This window comes from Pseudomonas sp. NPDC087185, assembly GCF_044744955.1.
GTDB lineage: Bacteria > Pseudomonadota > Gammaproteobacteria > Pseudomonadales > Pseudomonadaceae > Aquipseudomonas.
This window is the reverse complement of the sequence record NZ_JBIUZK010000010.1, coordinates 132575-149365: the sequence shown is the minus strand read 5'-3', so window position 1 is coordinate 149365 and position 16791 is coordinate 132575. Positions and strand designations below refer to the sequence as shown.

Annotated in this window: 13 protein-coding genes; 1 reads left to right on the top strand and 12 read right to left on the bottom strand. The window is 64.1% G+C overall.

Annotated elements, in window-relative coordinates:
- Nucleotides 1-34 precede the first annotated feature (34 nt).
- Entirely contained in the window at nucleotides 35-1366 is a 1332-nt protein-coding gene (gene yegQ / locus ACIPIJ_RS27175) for a tRNA 5-hydroxyuridine modification protein YegQ (RefSeq protein WP_401082878.1), read from the bottom strand.
- 129 nt (nucleotides 1367-1495) lie between these two features.
- On the opposite strand from yegQ, the gene ACIPIJ_RS27170 reads away from it, so the two are divergent.
- Nucleotides 1496-2557: an AI-2E family transporter gene (locus ACIPIJ_RS27170; RefSeq protein ID WP_401082875.1), complete on the top strand. Its 1062-nt coding sequence runs from the start codon at nucleotides 1496-1498 to the stop codon at nucleotides 2555-2557.
- Nucleotides 2558-2603: 46 nt separating this feature from the next.
- Here the strand turns inward: ACIPIJ_RS27170 and ACIPIJ_RS27165 are convergent, their stop codons facing one another.
- The 11 genes from ACIPIJ_RS27165 to nuoE all read right to left on the bottom strand — a co-directional run bounded on the left by ACIPIJ_RS27165 (nucleotide 2604) and on the right by nuoE (nucleotide 16789).
- Nucleotides 2604-4655 carry a TonB-dependent receptor family protein gene (locus tag ACIPIJ_RS27165; protein WP_401082872.1) on the bottom strand — a complete coding sequence of 684 codons (2052 nt, stop codon included), beginning with the start codon at nucleotides 4653-4655 and terminating at the stop codon, nucleotides 2604-2606.
- Between the two features lie 126 nt (nucleotides 4656-4781).
- Nucleotides 4782-6251, bottom strand: coding sequence for an NADH-quinone oxidoreductase subunit NuoN (gene nuoN / locus ACIPIJ_RS27160; RefSeq protein ID WP_401082869.1), 1470 nt, complete (start codon nucleotides 6249-6251; stop codon nucleotides 4782-4784).
- Nucleotides 6252-6258: 7 nt separating this feature from the next.
- Complete coding sequence (gene nuoM / locus ACIPIJ_RS27155; RefSeq protein WP_264312380.1) at nucleotides 6259-7791, bottom strand: NADH-quinone oxidoreductase subunit M; 1533 nt, start codon at nucleotides 7789-7791, stop codon at nucleotides 6259-6261.
- Nucleotides 7792-7831: 40 nt separating this feature from the next.
- Entirely contained in the window at nucleotides 7832-9685 is a 1854-nt protein-coding gene (nuoL, locus tag ACIPIJ_RS27150) for an NADH-quinone oxidoreductase subunit L (RefSeq protein ID WP_401082866.1), read from the bottom strand.
- Complete coding sequence (gene nuoK, locus ACIPIJ_RS27145) at nucleotides 9682-9990, bottom strand: NADH-quinone oxidoreductase subunit NuoK (RefSeq protein ID WP_003251446.1); 309 nt, start codon at nucleotides 9988-9990, stop codon at nucleotides 9682-9684. Before nuoK ends, nuoL begins: the two co-directional genes overlap by 4 nt.
- Nucleotides 9991-9993: 3 nt before the next feature.
- Entirely contained in the window at nucleotides 9994-10494 is a 501-nt protein-coding gene (gene nuoJ / locus ACIPIJ_RS27140; RefSeq protein WP_401082863.1) for an NADH-quinone oxidoreductase subunit J, read from the bottom strand.
- A gap of 10 nt (nucleotides 10495-10504) precedes the next feature.
- Nucleotides 10505-11053: an NADH-quinone oxidoreductase subunit NuoI gene (nuoI, locus tag ACIPIJ_RS27135; protein WP_027592814.1), complete on the bottom strand. Its 549-nt coding sequence runs from the start codon at nucleotides 11051-11053 to the stop codon at nucleotides 10505-10507.
- A gap of 11 nt (nucleotides 11054-11064) precedes the next feature.
- Complete coding sequence (nuoH, locus tag ACIPIJ_RS27130; RefSeq protein WP_012273297.1) at nucleotides 11065-12072, bottom strand: NADH-quinone oxidoreductase subunit NuoH; 1008 nt, start codon at nucleotides 12070-12072, stop codon at nucleotides 11065-11067.
- A complete protein-coding gene (gene nuoG / locus ACIPIJ_RS27125) occupies nucleotides 12069-14783 on the bottom strand; it encodes an NADH-quinone oxidoreductase subunit NuoG (protein ID WP_401082860.1) in 2715 nt (904 codons plus the stop codon). Before nuoG ends, nuoH begins: the two co-directional genes overlap by 4 nt.
- Before the next feature lie 132 nt (nucleotides 14784-14915).
- Nucleotides 14916-16295: an NADH-quinone oxidoreductase subunit NuoF gene (gene nuoF, locus ACIPIJ_RS27120; RefSeq protein WP_401082858.1), complete on the bottom strand. Its 1380-nt coding sequence runs from the start codon at nucleotides 16293-16295 to the stop codon at nucleotides 14916-14918.
- Nucleotides 16292-16789, bottom strand: a complete 498-nt coding sequence (gene nuoE / locus ACIPIJ_RS27115; protein ID WP_012273294.1) for an NADH-quinone oxidoreductase subunit NuoE — start codon at nucleotides 16787-16789, stop codon at nucleotides 16292-16294. The genes nuoF and nuoE overlap by 4 nt, the downstream gene beginning before the upstream one ends.
- Nucleotides 16790-16791: the final 2 nt, after the last annotated feature.

Below are 16791 nucleotides of genomic sequence, written 5' to 3'. Positions count from 1 at the left end.
CTGTCAGTTGGCTGAAGCGCACATTACGGCTTTGTCAGTTGCCTGTGTCGGGACACAAGTCGCGCATCAGCAGGCCATGTTCCAGTGAAACCTGCTCTGGAACCGGCAGGTACACCACGTGGCCGTCACCCGGCGCCACGTCGATGGGATGCCGTTGCCGGCCGAACAGGCGGTGCAGGTCGAAGTGATAGTTACCGCGCGGGGTCATCAGCTCCAGGTGGTCGCCTACGGCGAAACGGTTCTTCACCTTGACCTCGGCCAGGCCATCCACACGCACGCCGGTCAGCTCACCGACGAACTGCTGGCGCTCGGACAGCGAATTGCCGCGCAGGTAGTTCTGGTATTCGTCGTGCACATGGCGGCGCAGGAAACCTTCCGTGTAGCCGCGTTGCGCCAGCGACTCGAGGTTGTCCATCAGGGCCATGTCGAAGGGGCGCCCGGCCACGGCATCGTCGATGGCCTTGCGGTAGGATTGCACGGCGCGTGCGCAATAGAAGTGCGACTTGGTGCGGCCTTCGATCTTCAACGAGTGCACGCCCATGGCGGCCAGGCGCTCGACATGCTGGATAGCGCGCAGGTCCTTGGCATTCATGATGTAGGTGCCGTGTTCGTCCTCGAACGCCGGCATCTCGGTGCCGGGGCGGTTGCTCTCCTGCAGCAGGAAGACCTGCCCGGTCGGTGCGCCCAGGCCCAGGGTCGGCTCGACCTCGCGCACGATGTCCCCTGCGGCGTTCTCGGTGGCCGGCGTGGCGTCGTACTTCCAGCGGCAGGCATTGGTGCAGGTGCCCTGGTTGGCATCCCGCTTGTTCAGGTAGCCAGACAACAGGCAGCGGCCGGAATAGGCCATGCACAGTGCGCCGTGGACGAACACTTCCAGCGCCATGTCCGGTACCTGCTGGCGGATTTCCTCGATCTCTTCGAGTGACAGTTCCCGGGACAGGATCACCCGGCTCAGGCCCAGCTGCTGCCAGAACTGCACGCTGGCCCAGTTGACCGTGTTGGCCTGGACCGAGAGGTGCACAGGCATCTGCGGGAAGTGCTGACGCACCAGCATGATCAGGCCGGGGTCAGACATGATCAGCGCGTCGGGCGCCATCGCGATGACGGGCGCCAGGTCCTTGAGGAAGGTCTTCAGCTTGGCATTGTGCGGAGCAATATTGACCACCACGTACAAGCGCTTGCCCAGTGCGTGTGCCTCCTGGATGCCCAATGCCAGGTTGGCGTGGTCGAATTCGTTGTTGCGCACCCGCAGGCTGTAACGCGGCTGGCCGGCATAGACCGCGTCGGCACCGTAGGCGAATGCATAGCGCAGGGACTTGAGGGTGCCGGCAGGGGCCAGCAGTTCGGGCTTGGCAGGTAGCTTCATGTGCGCACCGGGGCAAAAAGCGCGGATGCTAATGCCGGGTTGCGCCGGCCATCTTGATTTGAATCAAAGGAGCAACGGCACTTTTCTGGATAGCGCGTGCACTAATGTTCAGGACACTCGAGGCCCCCCATGAACGAAACCGCTCTGCAGAACAAGGCCCTGGCAGTACTGCTGGCGCTGGTCACCATCGCCTTCGGCTGGATCCTGCTGCCATACTATGGCGCGATTTTCTGGGCGGTGATTCTCGGCATCCTGTTCGCGCCGCTGCAACGCAACTTGCTGATGCGCTTTGGCCGGCGGCGCAACCTGGCTGCCGCCACCACCTTGCTGGTGTGCCTGCTGGTGGCTATCTTGCCGGTGATCATCACCAGTGCGCTGCTGGTGCAAGAGGGCGCCATGCTCTACCAGCGGATCGAGAGCGGGCAACTGGACATCGCCGGCTACGTCGAGCGCGGCATGGACATGTTGCCCCCTTTCCTACAGCACGGGCTGGACAACATGGGGATGGGCAACCTGGACGGCCTGCGCGACAAGATCACCAAGTGGGCCACCCAGGGCAGCCAGGTGCTGGCCAGCCAGGCTTTCAGCTTTGGCCAGGGCACCTTCGAGTTTCTGGTGAGCTTCGGCATCATGCTTTATCTGTTGTTCTTCTTCCTGCGCGAAGGCGCCGAGGTGGCGCGCCGGGTACGCCTTGCCATCCCCCTGCCAGAACACCAGAAGCGTCGCCTGCAACTGAAGTTCAACCGCGTGGTGCGGGCAACGGTCAAAGGCAATGTGCTGGTGGCCATCACCCAGGGCGCGCTGGGCGGTTTCATCTTCTGGGTACTGGACATACCCAGTGCGCTGGTCTGGGCGGTGCTGATGGCGTTCCTGTCGCTGCTGCCGGCGGTGGGTGCCGGCATCATCTGGGCGCCGGTGGCGGCGTACTTCCTGCTGACCGGGGCGATCTTGCAGGGGATCATCCTGACAGCCTTCGGTGTGCTGGTGATCGGCCTGGTGGACAACGTGCTGCGGCCGATCCTGGTGGGTAAGGATACGCGGATGCCCGATTATCTGATCTTGGTGTCCACCCTGGGCGGGTTGGCGGTATTCGGGCTCAACGGCTTTGTGATCGGGCCATTGATTGCCGCGTTGTTCATGTCGAGCTGGGGGATTTTCGCGGCCACCAAGCCGCAGGTCCAGTTGCCCTGAGGATAACGCCAAAGGCAGCTGATCGACCCGCTAAAGGGCTAGCGTCTTACTTGAATGTGTAAGAAATACCTAGATAGGTGGCAAAGCCCTCGCCCGGTGTGGAGCGGGCGACATCGGCACCGGCATCGTCATACCCCGGCGTGACCGTTGCCGCGTAGCGCTTGTTGGTCAGGTTGCGCAGGTCCAGCCAGGTCTGCCAGTCCTGTTTCGGCGAGTCCCAACCCAGCCGTGCGCCCAGCAACGCATAGGCATCGGCGTGGTAGCTGTTGGCGTAGTCGACCTGCACCTTCGAGGCCATCTGCGTGTTGATCCCGGCGTAGAACCCGCTCGGCCAGCCGTAACGCAGCTCGGCCTGGTAGTAATGCATGGGGATGCCGGGCAAGCGGTTATCGCCGAACCTGTCGTCGTCCACGTAATGGAAGTCGCTGAACGTGTACGCCTGGCGCAGGCTCAGCTTGCCGGTTCCGGAGCGTTCCCAGAGCGTGCTGTCCAACCCGGCCTCGACGCCCTGGTGCACGGTGGGGCTGGCGTTGAACTCCTTGAACGGCAAGCCTTGCACGACTTCCACGTTCAGCAGTTCGTGACGGACCTGCGCGTAATACCAGGCCAGGTCCCAATGCCCCAGGGCCGAATCGCCGCGAGCGCCCAGTTCCAGGGTGGTGGCGGTCTGGTTTTGCATTTTCATGGGCTGGTTGTTGACCGGCGCACTCCAGACCAGCGACCACGGATGCGGTGGCTCCACCGAGCGGCTGAGGTTGCCGTAGACCTGCAGGTCCGGGCGAATGTCGTAGCGCAGGCCTACCCGTGGCGCATAGTCCCAGTCGTGCTGGCTGACCCTGCCGCCGCTGGCAGGGTAGGTGACGTCGCTTTCACGACGGGTGTAGATCATCGCCAGGCCGGTGGTCAGCCACAGGTCGGGGATCAGTTCCAGGTCGTTGCCCACGTGCAGCACGGTGTCCGAGCCCTGGTAGCTGAAGTCACGGCTGCGCGCGCCGAAGTTGTCGCCGCTGCTGCGGGCAAACTGCGAGGCGCCGCTGTTGGGCAGGTGCTTGGTGGTGCGCCAGCCGACGGTGGTCTTGCTCTCATGGCCTAGCAGCGTATCGCGGCGGAAGTAGTTCAGGGTGCCGCTGACATCGGTGTAGGCCACCTTCAGGCGCATCGGGCCTTCGCGCAGGTCCATGGGAAAGTCGTGATAGACCAGCCCGGCTTCCACGCGGGCATCGTCTTCGAGGTAAAAGGTGGTCTTGTTGCCCACCCAGGTGCTGCCGGGTTGCGGGCGGCTGTCATCGCGGGCCAGGTAAGCGGCGTTGGCGGCGCGCGGGTCGTGCTTGATCTGATCTTTGGTCAGGCGCCCGGCCAGGTCATTTTCGGTTTCCCGGTAGCGCAGGTAAAAGCGTGTCTCAAGGTTGGGGTTGAAACGGTAGCCGACATTGGCGGCGATACCCTTGGCGCTGCCGCTGCTGTGCTGCTGATAGCCGTCGTACTCCGAATCGGTAAGCGCCACGTAATAGTCAAGGTTGCCCAGTACCTGGCCGGAGCTGATGTGCCGGTGCTGGTAGCCACGGCTGCCAACCTCGTAACGCACCTGCAGCGGCGCTGCATCGTAGCCGGTGTGGGTCACGTAGTTGATCGCCCCGCCCAGGGCCAGCGAGCCCTGATCGAAACCATTGGCGCCGCGCAGGACTTCGGCACGGCTCAGCCACAGCGGCTCGAACAGTTCGTAGGGTGTACCGCCCGGGCCGGTCAGGGGCAGCCCGTCGAACATCGTGTACACCCCCGAGCCATGGGCACCCGGCGCGCGGTTGATGCCCGAGCCACGGATCGACAGCTTGATGCCGTCGTTGCCGGCCGACTGGGCGAATACACCCGGCTGATAGGCCAGTACATCCTGGTTGCTGGCGACCCGGCCCTGGCCCACCTTGTTCATGTCCACCAGGTTGCTGGCGCCGGGGATTTCCCGCAGCTGTTCGGCGGCACGCTCCAGTTCGGTCTGTTGCCGATCTTCGATCAGCACCTGGTCGAGTTCGATGCTGCCGGCAGCCTGGGCGGCGCTGGTGACGCACAGGGCCAGCAAGGAGAGGGGGAGGGACGGGCGCATTTGATGGGGTTCCAGATCGATAAGCGGGAATCTGACGCTGCAAGTGTCAGACGAAGCACAGCTTTCGTTCTGTAACCTTGAAAAAGAAAAACCCCGCCGAGGCGGGGTTTTCAGGATCGCTGCAGGTCAGCCGATCAGTTGCAGGCCAGCTTGCTGGACCATCTCCAGCAACGGCTGCGGGTACACACCCAGGACGAAGGCGAGGATGGCGATGGCCAGCAGCATGACGCCGCCGGTGCGCTGTTCCCACTTCAGCGGGGCATCGTGGCGACGCAGGTTCGGCTCGACCAGGTACAGGGTAACCATGACGCGCAGGTAGTAGTAAACGCCGATGGCGCTACCGATCACCAGTGCACCGACCAGCCACCACAGGTGCGATTCGACGCCCGTGGCGATGATGTAGAACTTGCCGATGAAGCCTGCGGTCAGCGGGATACCGGCCAGCGACAGCATCATCACGGTCAGCACAGCGGTCAGGTACGGGCGGCGCCAGAACAGGCCGCGGTACTCGTACAGCGCGTCGGCGTCGCGGCCGCCGTAAGGCGAGGACATCAGCGTGATGACACCGAAGGCGCCGAGGCTGGTGATCACGTAGGTGACCAGGTACACGCCCATGGCTTCCATGGCCAGGCCCTTGCTGGCGACCAGGGCGATGACCAGGTAACCGAAGTGGGCGATGGACGAGTAACCGAGCAGACGCTTGAGGTTGCTCTGGGTCAGCGCCAACAGGTTGCCGATCAGGATCGAGGCGACCGCGATCACCGCCAGTACGGTGCTCAGCACGCCGCTGCTGGCAGCAGGGGAGAGCATGAACAGGCGCACGACCACGGCGAATACCGCCACCTTGCTGGCCGTGGCCAGGAACGCGGCGACCGGTGCCGGGGCGCCTTCATACACGTCCGGGGTCCACAGGTGGAAGGGGACCAGCGACAGCTTGAAGGCCAGGCCGACCAGCATCATGCCCAGGCCCAGTTGCGCGACCAAGCTTGGCATGCTGGTAGTGGCCAGCACTTTGCCGATCTGGTCGAAGCTCAGGCTGCCTGCATCGGCGTACAGCAGTGCCATGCCGAACAGCAGGAAGGCAGAACCTGCGGCCGACAGCACCATGTACTTGATGCCCGCTTCCAGCGAACGCTTGTTGAAGAACGCGTACGCCACCAGGCCGTAGACCGGCACCGACAGCAGCTCCAGGCCGATGAACAGGCCGGCCAGGTGGTTGGCGCTGACCAGCACCAGGCCACCCAGTGCCGACATCAGCAGCAGCAGGTAGAGTTCTTCACGGTTGCCCGGGAAGCCCTTGGAGCCTTCGCCGAGGTAGGCGTGGGCGAGGGTGACGCAAGCCAGCGTGGCCACCAGGATGATCGCCATGTACAGGCAGGCGAACTTGTCGATGGTGATCAACGGGGTAACCGCCAGCGGTGCAACCTTCAGCACCGGCAGGATCGACAGCAGGGCCAGGTTCAGGCCCACGGTGGACAGCAGGAAAGTCTGCGAGTGGTTGCGCTTCCAGGCGATCGCCAGCATCACCACCACCGTGGTGATGGTGGTGATCAGCATCGGCGCCAATGCGATGAAGTGTTGAGTGGTGAATTCCATAGCGCTCTTACCGGGCCGAAGCGAGTTGAGTGAAAGCGGAACCGAGCCACTGCTGCACACCACTCATGGTGGCGGCAGAAGTGTCGAGGAACGGCTGCGGATACACGCCCAGAACGATCAGCAGCACCGCCAGGCCCAGCACCATGATCAGCTCGCGGCCGTCCATGCCGGCCAGCACGGTATCGCTTTTGCTTGGGCCGAAGTAGGCGCGGTGGATCATGATCAGCGAGTAGACCGAACCGAACACCAGGCCAGTGGTGGCGATCACGGTGATCCACGGCACGCTGGCGAAGCTGCCGATCAGGATCAGGAACTCGCCGACGAAGTTGCCGGTGCCGGGCAGGCCCAGGGAGGCGGCGGCGAAGAACAGGCTGATCGCAGGCAGGTAGGCGATGCGGTGCCACAGGCCACCCATCTGGCGCATGTCACGGGTGTGCAGGCGCTCGTACAGCTGGCCGGACAGGATGAACAGCGCGGCGGCCGACAGGCCGTGGGCCAGCATCTGGATCACCGCGCCTTGCAGGGCTTGCTGGCTGCCGGAGTAGATACCGATCAGCACGAAGCCCATGTGCGAGACGCTGGAGAAGGCGATCAGGCGCTTGATGTCGGACTGCGCGAAGGCCAGGAAGGCCCCGTAGAAGATACCGATCAGGCCCAGGGTCATGGCGATCGGCGCAAACTCGGCCGAGGCGTTCGGGAACAGCGGCAGGGCGAAGCGCAGCAGGCCGTAGGCCGCAGTCTTCAGCAAGATACCCGCCAGGTCCACGGAACCTGCAGTCGGTGCCTGGGCGTGCGCATCCGGCAGCCAGGAGTGGAACGGCACCACCGGCAGCTTGACCGCGAAGGCGATGAAGAAGCCCAGCATCAGCACGTACTCGACGCCAGCCGGCAGTTCGGCCTTGAGCAAGTCGCTGTAGTTGAAGGTGAGCACGCCGGTGGTGTTGTAGTTGACCAGCACCAGGCCCAGGATCGCCACCAGCATGATCAGGCCGCTGGCCTGGGTGAAGATGAAGAACTTGGTCGCCGCGTAGATCCGGGTCTTCTTGCCGTCTGCGGAGCTGTGACCCCAGAGCGCGATGAGGAAATACATCGGCACCAGCATCATTTCCCAGAAGAAGAAGAACAGGAACAGGTCCAGCGCCAGGAACACACCGACCACGCCGCCCAGGATCCACATCAGGTTCAGGTGGAAGAAGCCGACGTGGCGCTGGATCTCTTTCCAGGAGCACAGTACCGACAGCACACCGAGCAGGCCGGTGAGCAGGATCATCAGCAGCGACAGGCCGTCGAGGGCCAGGTGGATGCTGATGCCGAAGCGCTTGATCCACTCGACTTTGTATTCGAGTGCCCAGGCAGGTTCGGCGCCCGGTGCAGGGGCCAGGGTGTAGTCGCCGGTACCCCAAAGGTACAGGCCGATGCCAAGCAGCAGGGACATGGTCAGCAGCGCGATCCAGCGTGGCAGGGTGGCGCCGAAGCGCTCACCCAGCCAGCACAGGAAGCCGCCGATGAAGGGGATCAGGATCAGCCAAGGCAAAATCATGACGGGTTGGTTTCCTTTGGCAAAGTCGCAAGATTCATAGTCATACCGCAGCCACTACCACAGCACCGAGTACCAGCACGGCGCCGACGGCGATCGAAGCGGTGTACCAGCGCAGTTGGCCGGTCTCGGTCTTGCTCATGGCGACGTGGCCACCACGTGCCATCCGAGGGATCAGGCCGATGCTGCGGTCAACCGGGTCCTTGCGCAGGATATGGCTGATCAGCAGGTAAGGTTTGACGAAGAGCTTGTCGTAGATCCAGTCGAAGCCCCAGGCGGCGAACCACCAGGCCGACAGGACGCGGCCGATGCCGCTGTTGGCCACCGCGCTGACGAAGCGGCGCTTGCCCAGGAACAGCAGGGCCGACAGCAGGATACCGGCGATGGCGATGGCGCCCGAGGCGATCTCCAGCGAGTGCTTGGCGTCACCGCCAGCGTGGCCGGCGCTTTCCGGCAGCACACCTGCCAGCGGCGGGGTGATCCAGGCGCCGACGAAGGTCGACAGCACGATCAGCACGCCCAGTGGCAGCCAGTGGCTGATGCCGTGGCCGGCGTGGGCTTCGGTCTTGGCTTCGCCGTGGAAGGCGATGAAGATCAGGCGGAAGGTGTACAGCGAGGTCATGAACGCACCGACCAGGCCGGCGTACAGCAGGCCGGTGTTGCCGCTGGCGAAGGCTTCCCAGAGGATCTCGTCCTTGGAATAGAAGCCCACGGTGACGATTGGCAGGGCTGCCAAGGCGGCACCACCGACCACGAAGCTGGCGTAGGCCAACGGCAGTTTCTTCCACAGGCCGCCCATCTTGAAGATGTTCTGCTCGTGGTGGCAGGCAACGATCACCGCACCGGAAGCAAGGAACAGCAGGGCCTTGAAGAAGGCGTGGGTCATCAGGTGGAAGATCGCCGCGTCCCAGGCACCAACGCCCAGGGCCAGGAACATGTAGCCGATCTGGCTCATGGTCGAGTAGGCGAGGATACGCTTGATGTCGGTCTGTACCAGCGCGGCGAAGCCGGCCAGTACCAGGGTCACACCGCCGACCACGCCCACCAGGTGCAGGATGTCCGGCGCCAGCAGGAACAGGCCGTTGGTACGGGCGATCAGGTAGACGCCCGCGGTCACCATGGTTGCGGCGTGGATCAGTGCCGAAACCGGGGTCGGGCCTGCCATCGCGTCAGCCAGCCAGGTCTGCAGCGGCAGCTGGGCCGATTTACCGACCGCGCCACCCAGCAGCATCAGGGTCGCCAGGACCATCCAGGTGTCACCCGCCTGGAATTTCTGCGGTGCCAGCACCAGCAGTTCCTGCACGTTCAGGGTACCCAGCTGGGCGAACAGGATGAACAGGCCGATGGCCATGAACACGTCGCCGATACGGGTGACGATGAAGGCCTTGAGTGCTGCGTTACCGTTGTTGCGGTTGCTGTAGTAGAAACCGATCAACAGGTACGAGCACAGGCCCACGCCTTCCCAGCCGAAGTAGATGAACAGCAGGTTATCGCCCAGCACCAGGAACAGCATGCTGGCGATGAACAGGTTGGTGTACGAGAAGAAGCGCGAGTAACCGGCTTCGCCACGCATGTACCAGGACGCGAACAGGTGGATCAGGAAGCCAACACCGGTGACCACGCCCAGCATGGTGACCGACAGGCCGTCCACGTACAGGGTGAAGTTCGGCGCAAAGCCGTCTACCGACATCCACTGCCACAGCAGCTGGCTGTACGCGCCGCCTTCAGGCGGGGCGACGTTGAATTGCCAGATCACGTAGGCGGCTGTTGCGGCCGAGAGGCCGACCGAGCCGACGCCGATCAGGGCGGACAGGTTCTCCGAGAACCGCCCGCGCGAGAACGACAGCAGCAAGAAGCCGATCAGGGGGAAGACGAAAGTCAGGAAGATAAGGTTCATCCGCGCATCTCACTGGCAGCATCGATGTCGAGAGTGTGGAAGCGGCGATACAGCTGCAGCAGGATCGCCAGGCCAATGCTGGCCTCCGCGGCTGCCAGGCTGATCACCAGAATGAACATCACCTGGCCGTCGGGCTGGACCCAACGGGCACCGGCGACGACGAACGCCAGGGCAGAGGCGTTCATCATGACTTCCAGGCTCATGAGCACGAAGAGGATGTTGCGGCGGACCATCAGGCCAACCAGACCTAAGCAGAACAGGATGCCGGCGACCGCCAGACCATGCTCGAGAGGGATAGCACCCATGATTTACTCCTTCGCCTCAACGCGGCCCAGGTGGAAGGCGGTGACGGCTGCAGCCAGCAGCAGCATCGAGGCCAGTTCGACCACCAGCAGGTACGGCCCGAACAGGCTGATGCCCACTTCTTTCGGGCCCACGGTGGTACCGCTGATGCCAGCGCCGCTTGGGGCGACGAACAGCACGTACAGCAGTTCCAGCAGCAGCAGGGTGCCGAGGATTACCGGCCCTGCCCAGATGCCGGGCTTGAGCCAACCGCGTTCCTGGGCGACCGAGGCCGGCCCGAGGTTGAGCATCATCACCACGAAGACGAACAGCACCATGATGGCGCCGGCGTAGGCGATCACTTCCAGCGCGCCGGCGAACGGCGCACCCAGGGCGAAGAAGATCATGGCCACGGAAATCAGCGAAATGATCAGGTAAAGCAGGGCGTGCACGGGGTTGGTGCCGGTCACCACCCGAAGGGTGGAAACCACGGCGATCCCGGATGCGAAGTAGAAAGCGAATTCCATCTTTCTGTCCTTATGGGAGCAAGCTCTTCACGTTGATCGGCTCGGCTTCGTTCTGTGCAGAGCCTTTCGGCTTGCCAGCGATGGCCATCCCCGCAACACGGTAGAAGTTGTAGTCAGGGTTCTTGCCGGGGCCGGAGATCAGCAGATCTTCTTTCTCGTACACCAGGTCCTGACGCTTGAACTCGGCCATTTCGAAATCCGGAGTCAGCTGGATCGCGGTGGTCGGGCACGCTTCCTCGCACAGGCCGCAGAAGATGCAGCGCGAGAAGTTGATGCGGAAGAACTCCGGGTACCAACGACCATCCTCGGTCTCGGCCTTCTGCAGCGAGATGCAGCCCACCGGGCAGGCCACCGCGCAGAGGTTGCACGCCACGCAGCGCTCTTCGCCGTCGGGGTCGCGAGTGAGGACGATGCGGCCGCGGTAGCGCGGCGGCAGGTACACAGCTTCTTCGGGGTACTGCAGGGTGTCGCGCTTGCGGAACCCGTGGGAGAACACCATGGCCAGGCTGCGCAGCTGTGTGCCGGTGCCCTTAACGATGTCGCCGATATACTTGAACATGGGTCAAATCCTCACTGGGCCGCGACGGCTGGCGTGTTGTAAAGCACGATCGCAGCGGTCACCAGCAAATTGATCAGGGTCAGCGGCAGGCAGAACTTCCAGCTGAAGTCCATCACCTGGTCATAGCGTGGGCGCGGGATCGAGGCGCGCAGCAGGATGAACAGCATGATGAAGAACGCGGTCTTCAGCGCGAACCACAGGAACGGCACTTGCGGCAGGATGCCGAACGGGCCGTGCCAGCCACCGAAGAACAGGGTCACCAGCAGCGCCGAGATGAGGATGATGCCGATGTACTCACCGACGAAGAACATGCCCCATTTCATGCCGGCATACTCGATGTGGTAGCCGTCGGCCAGTTCCTGTTCCGCTTCCGGCTGGTCGAACGGGTGACGGTGAGTCACGGCGACGCCAGCGATGAAGAAGGTGCAGAAGCCGAAGAACTGCGGAATGATGAACCACAGGTTCTGGGCCTGGTACTCAACGATGTCGCGCATGTTGAACGAGCCCACCTGCACCACCACGCCCATCAGCGCCAGGCCCAGGAACACCTCGTACGACACGGTCTGTGCCGAAGCACGCAAGCTGCCCAGCAGGGCGTACTTGTTGTTCGACGACCAGCCAGCGAACAGCACCGCGTAGACCGACAGGCCGGCCATGGCGAAGAAGAACAGCAAGCCGATGTTCAGGTCGGCGACGCCCCAGCCCGGTGTGATCGGGATGATCGAGAAGCCGATCAGCAGGGCGCTCATGGCCACGACCGGCGCCAGGGTGAAGATCATCTTGTCGACGAAGGGCGGGTTCCAGTCTTCCTTGAAGAACATCTTCAGCATGTCGGCGGCAATCTGGAACATGCCGAACGGGCCGACCCGGTTAGGGCCGTAGCGGTCCTGCCACCAGCCCAGCAGGCGGCGCTCGACGAAGCTGAGCAGTGCGCCGCAGACCACTACGGCCAGCAGCACCACGATAGCCTTGACGACCTGGATGATCACATCGATCACTTCGGGGGTGAACCAGCTCATTGTGCTGCCTCCTGCAGGCCTTCGACGGAAGCACCGAAGATGGCAGGCGGAATGCCGGCCAGGCCTTTCGGCAGCGCAACCAGGCCAGCGCCCAGCTCTTCATTGATGCGCAGCGGCAGGCGCAAGGCCACACCGGCGACGTTCAGGCTCAGCAGCGCGCCTTCGTTGACGCCCAGGCGGTCGGCTTCGGACTTGGCCAGGGCCACGTAGGCTGGCTGGATGCGCTCCTGCACCGGGGCGGCGCGCGAGGAGCTTTCTTCGCTGCCGAACAGGTGGAAGAACGGTACTGCAGTCCAGGTGCCACGGGCCGGATTGAAAGCGCCCGGGATGGCGTTGAACCAGCTCAGGCGGTCGCCTTGCGACTCGATCAGGCGCACGCCCGGGTCACCGGCACGCAGGTGGCCACCGACTTCGTCCTGGAACTTGTTCCAGGCTTGCGGCGAGTTCCAGCCTGGCGACCAGGCGAACGGCACTTGCTGGCGGGGTTCGACGGAGCCCGAGTAGCCTTCCATCGAGAAGGCGAACGCGGTGTCCTTGTCTTGCGGGGTACGCGGTTCGTGCACGCTGATGTTGGCGCGCATGGCGGTACGGCCGGAGTAGCGCAGCGGCTCACGAGCAAGCTTCATGCCCTTGATGCGGAACGCGGCGCTTGGTGCGGCGTTGACGATGCCGGCCAGTTGCGGGGCGGCTTCGGCGCACGCGCTGGTGACGTGGTCCAGCTGGGTCCAGTCGACCGGCTTGTTCAGCAGGGTGGCACGCAGGGCGTGCATCCAGCGCCAGCCTTCGTGGACCAGAATGCTGCTGTCCAGGTATTGCGGGTCGAACACCTGGAAGAAGCGCTGGGCACGGCCTTCCTGGCTGACCAGGGTGCCGTCGCCTTCGGCGAACGACGCCGCTGGCAGCACCAGGTGGGCGCGCTCGAGGGTGGCGGTGTGGGAATGGTCGGCGACGATCACCACCTTGGCGGCAGCCAGGGCAGCGTCGACTTTGGCGGCCGGCACACGGGTGTACAGGTCGTTTTCCACGATCACGATGGCATCGGCCTTGCCGCTGATCACTGCGTCCAGCGCAGCATCGACGGACTCACCGCCCATCATCGCCATGCCCAGGCTGTTGGCCTCAGGCACCACCAGGCTCAGCGAGCCGTTCTTCTCGCGCAGCTTCAGGGCTTTGGCGATGTTGGCGGCGGCTTCAATCAGCGCCGCGTCGGCCAGGGAAGTGCCGGCGATGACCAGTGGGCGCTGGGCAGCGACCAGGGCGTCAGCGATGCGCTGGGCCAGGGCCTTGGCTTCGTCGTCCAGGCCAGCTACTGCTGGTGCGCTCGGGTCGATGGCGTGGGCCACGGCGAAACCGATGCGGGCCAGGTCGGCAGGGGCGGCGTGCACGCATTCTTCGGCCACGTCGTCCAGCTTGGTTTCAGCCAGCGAAGCGATGAACAGCGGGTACAGCGCGTGCTGGCCGATGTTCTTCACTGCAGCGTCCAGCCAAGGCTGCACTTTCATCGCCTCGGCCATGGCTTCGGCCTTGCCTTTGGTGGCCTGGCGCACGGACAGGGCCACACGGGCGGCGGTCTGGGTCAGGTCTTCACCGAGCACGAACACGGCGTCGTGGTCTTCGATGTCGCGCAGGGTCGGCACCGGCAGCGGGCTGTTGTTCAGCACGTTCAGGGCCAGGCGCACACGGGCCAGTTCGCCCGCTTCCATGCCGCAATAGAAGTAGTCGGCGCCGACCAGTTCACGCAGGCCGTAGTTGCTTTCGAGGCTGGCGCGCGGCGAGCCGATACCGACGATGGTGCGGCCGCGCAGCAGGTCGGCGGCCTTGTCCAGGGCGGCGTCCAGGCTCAGCTTGGAGCCATCGGCCAGGCGCGGCTGGCGTGGGCGGTCGGTGCGGTTGACGTAGCCATAACCGAAGCGGCCACGGTCGCACAGGAAGTACTGGTTGACCGAACCGTTGAAGCGGTTTTCGACCCGGCGCAGCTCGCCGTAGCGCTCGCCCGGGCTGATGTTGCAGCCGCTGGAGCAGCCATGGCAGATGCTTGGGGCAAACTGCATGTCCCACTTGCGGTTGTAGCGCTCGGAGTGGGTCTTGTCGGTGAACACGCCGGTGGGGCAGACCTCGGTGAGGTTGCCGGAGAACTCGCTCTCCAGCACACCGTCTTCAACGCGGCCGAAGTACACGTTGTCGTGGGCGCCGTAGACACCCAGGTCGGTGCCGCCTGCGTAGTCCTTGTAGTAGCGCACGCAGCGGTAGCAGGCGATGCAGCGGTTCATCTCGTGAGCGATGAACGGCCCGAGGTCCTGGTTCTGGTGGGTACGCTTGGTGAAACGGTAGCGGCGCTCGTTGTGGCCGGTCATTACCGTCATGTCCTGCAGGTGGCAGTGACCGCCTTCCTCGCACACCGGGCAGTCGTGCGGGTGGTTGGTCATCAGCCATTCGACGACGCTGGCGCGGAACGCCTTGGACTCGTCATCTTCGATGGAGATCCAGGTGCCGTCGGAGGCAGGGGTCATGCAGGACATGACGATACGACCGCGGGTGTCGTTCTCGTCGGTGTACTGCTTGACCGCACACTGCCGGCAGGCGCCAACGCTACCAAGCGCCGGGTGCCAGCAGAAATAAGGGATGTCGAGGCCGAGCGACAGACACGCCTGTAACAGGTTGTCTGCACCGTTGACTTCGAGCGCTTTGCCGTCTACGTGGATAGTGGCCATTGTTCAAAGTTCTTCGTTGGCCCGCGTGAGCGGGCGTGGCTAATGGAAATCTGTACGCCTGCGGCCCGCCACGAATCGTTCGGGCCGGCCTGCAGGCTGGCGGATGGCACGGACCACCCGCAGCTCATCGGGTTATGCGCCGACCACGATCGGCCCGCTCGGCACTGGCTTGGCCAGGTTCGGGCGCAGGGCGTCGGCAGCACTGGCTGGGGCGACACCGGCCTCGAACTCGGAGCGGAAGTATTTGATGGCACTGCCCAATGGCTCGACGGCACCCGGTGCGTGAGCACAGAAGGTACGGCCTGGGCCGAGGAAGTTGACCAGACCCAGCAGGGTCTCGATGTCTTCGGCGCGGCCCTGGCCTTGCTCCAGCGAGCGCAGCATCTTCACGCTCCACGGCAGGCCGTCACGGCATGGGGTGCACCAGCCGCACGACTCGCGGGCGAAGAACTCTTCCATGTTGCGCAGCAGCGAGACCATGTTGACGCTGTCGTCCACTGCCATGGCCAGGCCAGTACCCATACGGGTGCCGACCTTGGCGATGCCACCGGCGTACATCTGCGCGTCGAGGTGCTCGGGCAGCAGGAAACCGGTACCGGCGCCGCCTGGCTGCCAGCACTTGAGCTTGAAGCCATCACGCATGCCGCCGGCGTAGTCTTCGAACAGCTCGCGGGCGGTGACGCCGAACGGCAGTTCCCACAGGCCCGGGTTCTTGACCTTGCCGGAGAAGCCCATCAGCTTGGTGCCGTGGTCCTCGCTGCCTTCGCGGGCCAGCGATTTGTACCAGTCGTTGCCGTTGGCGACGATGGCCGGCACGTTGCACAGGGTTTCGACGTTGTTCACGCACGTCGGCTTGCCCCACACGCCCACGGCGGCAGGGAAGGGCGGCTTGGAGCGCGGGTTGGCGCGGCGGCCTTCCAGCGAGTTGATCAGTGCGGTTTCTTCACCGCAGATGTAGCGCCCGGCACCGGTGTGCACGAACAGCTCGAAGTCGAAGCCCGAACCGAGGATGTTCTTGCCCAGCAGGCCGGCGGCCTTGGCTTCGTCGATGGCACGGTTGAGGTTCTTCGCTGCAGTGGTGTACTCGCCCCGCAGGAAGATGTAACCACGGTAGGCCTTCAGGGCGCGGGCGCTGATCAGCATGCCCTCGACCAGCAGATGGGGCTGTTGCTCCATCAGCATGCGGTCCTTCCAGGTGTTGGGCTCCATTTCGTCCGCGTTGCACAGCAGGTAGCGGATGTTCATGGATTCGTCTTTGGGCATCAGGCCCCACTTCACACCCGTGGGGAAGCCCGCGCCGCCACGGCCCTTGAGGCCGGAGTCCTTGACCGCCTGAACGATGTCGTCCTGCGACATCTGCGCCAGCGCCTTGCGGGCCGCGGCGTAGCCGTTCTTGGATTCGTACTCGGCAAGCCAGACTGGTTCGCCGTCGTCACGCAGGCGCCAGGTCAGCGGGTGGGTTTCGGCCGAACGCGCGATGCGGTTGGCCGGGCCGAAGGAAGTGATGGTCATACGTAACCCTCCAGCAGTTTGGTAACGCCAGCGGGCTGCACGTCGCCAAAGGTGTCGTCGTCGATCATCAGCGCCGGGGCCTTGTCACAGTTGCCCAGGCAGCACACCGGCAGCAGGGTGAAGCGCCCGTCCGCGGTGGTCTGGCCGAGGCCGATGCCCAGTTCGCTCTGGATCTGGCTGACCACGGATTCGTGGCCGCCGATGTAGCAGACCATGCTGTCGCACACACGGATGATGTGGCGGCCAACCGGCTGGCGGAAGATCTGGCTATAGAAGGTGGCCACGCCCTCGACGTCGCTGGCAGGGATGCCCAGCACTTCGCCAATGGCATGAATGGCGCCGTCCGGCACCCAGCCACGTTCCTTCTGGACGATCTTCAGGGCTTCGATGGACGCCGCGCGCGGGTCCTCGTAGTGATGCATCTCGTGCTCGATGGCCGAGCGCTCGGTTTCGCTCAGGGCGAAACGGTCGGTTTGGATAAGCGTGCTGTTCATGC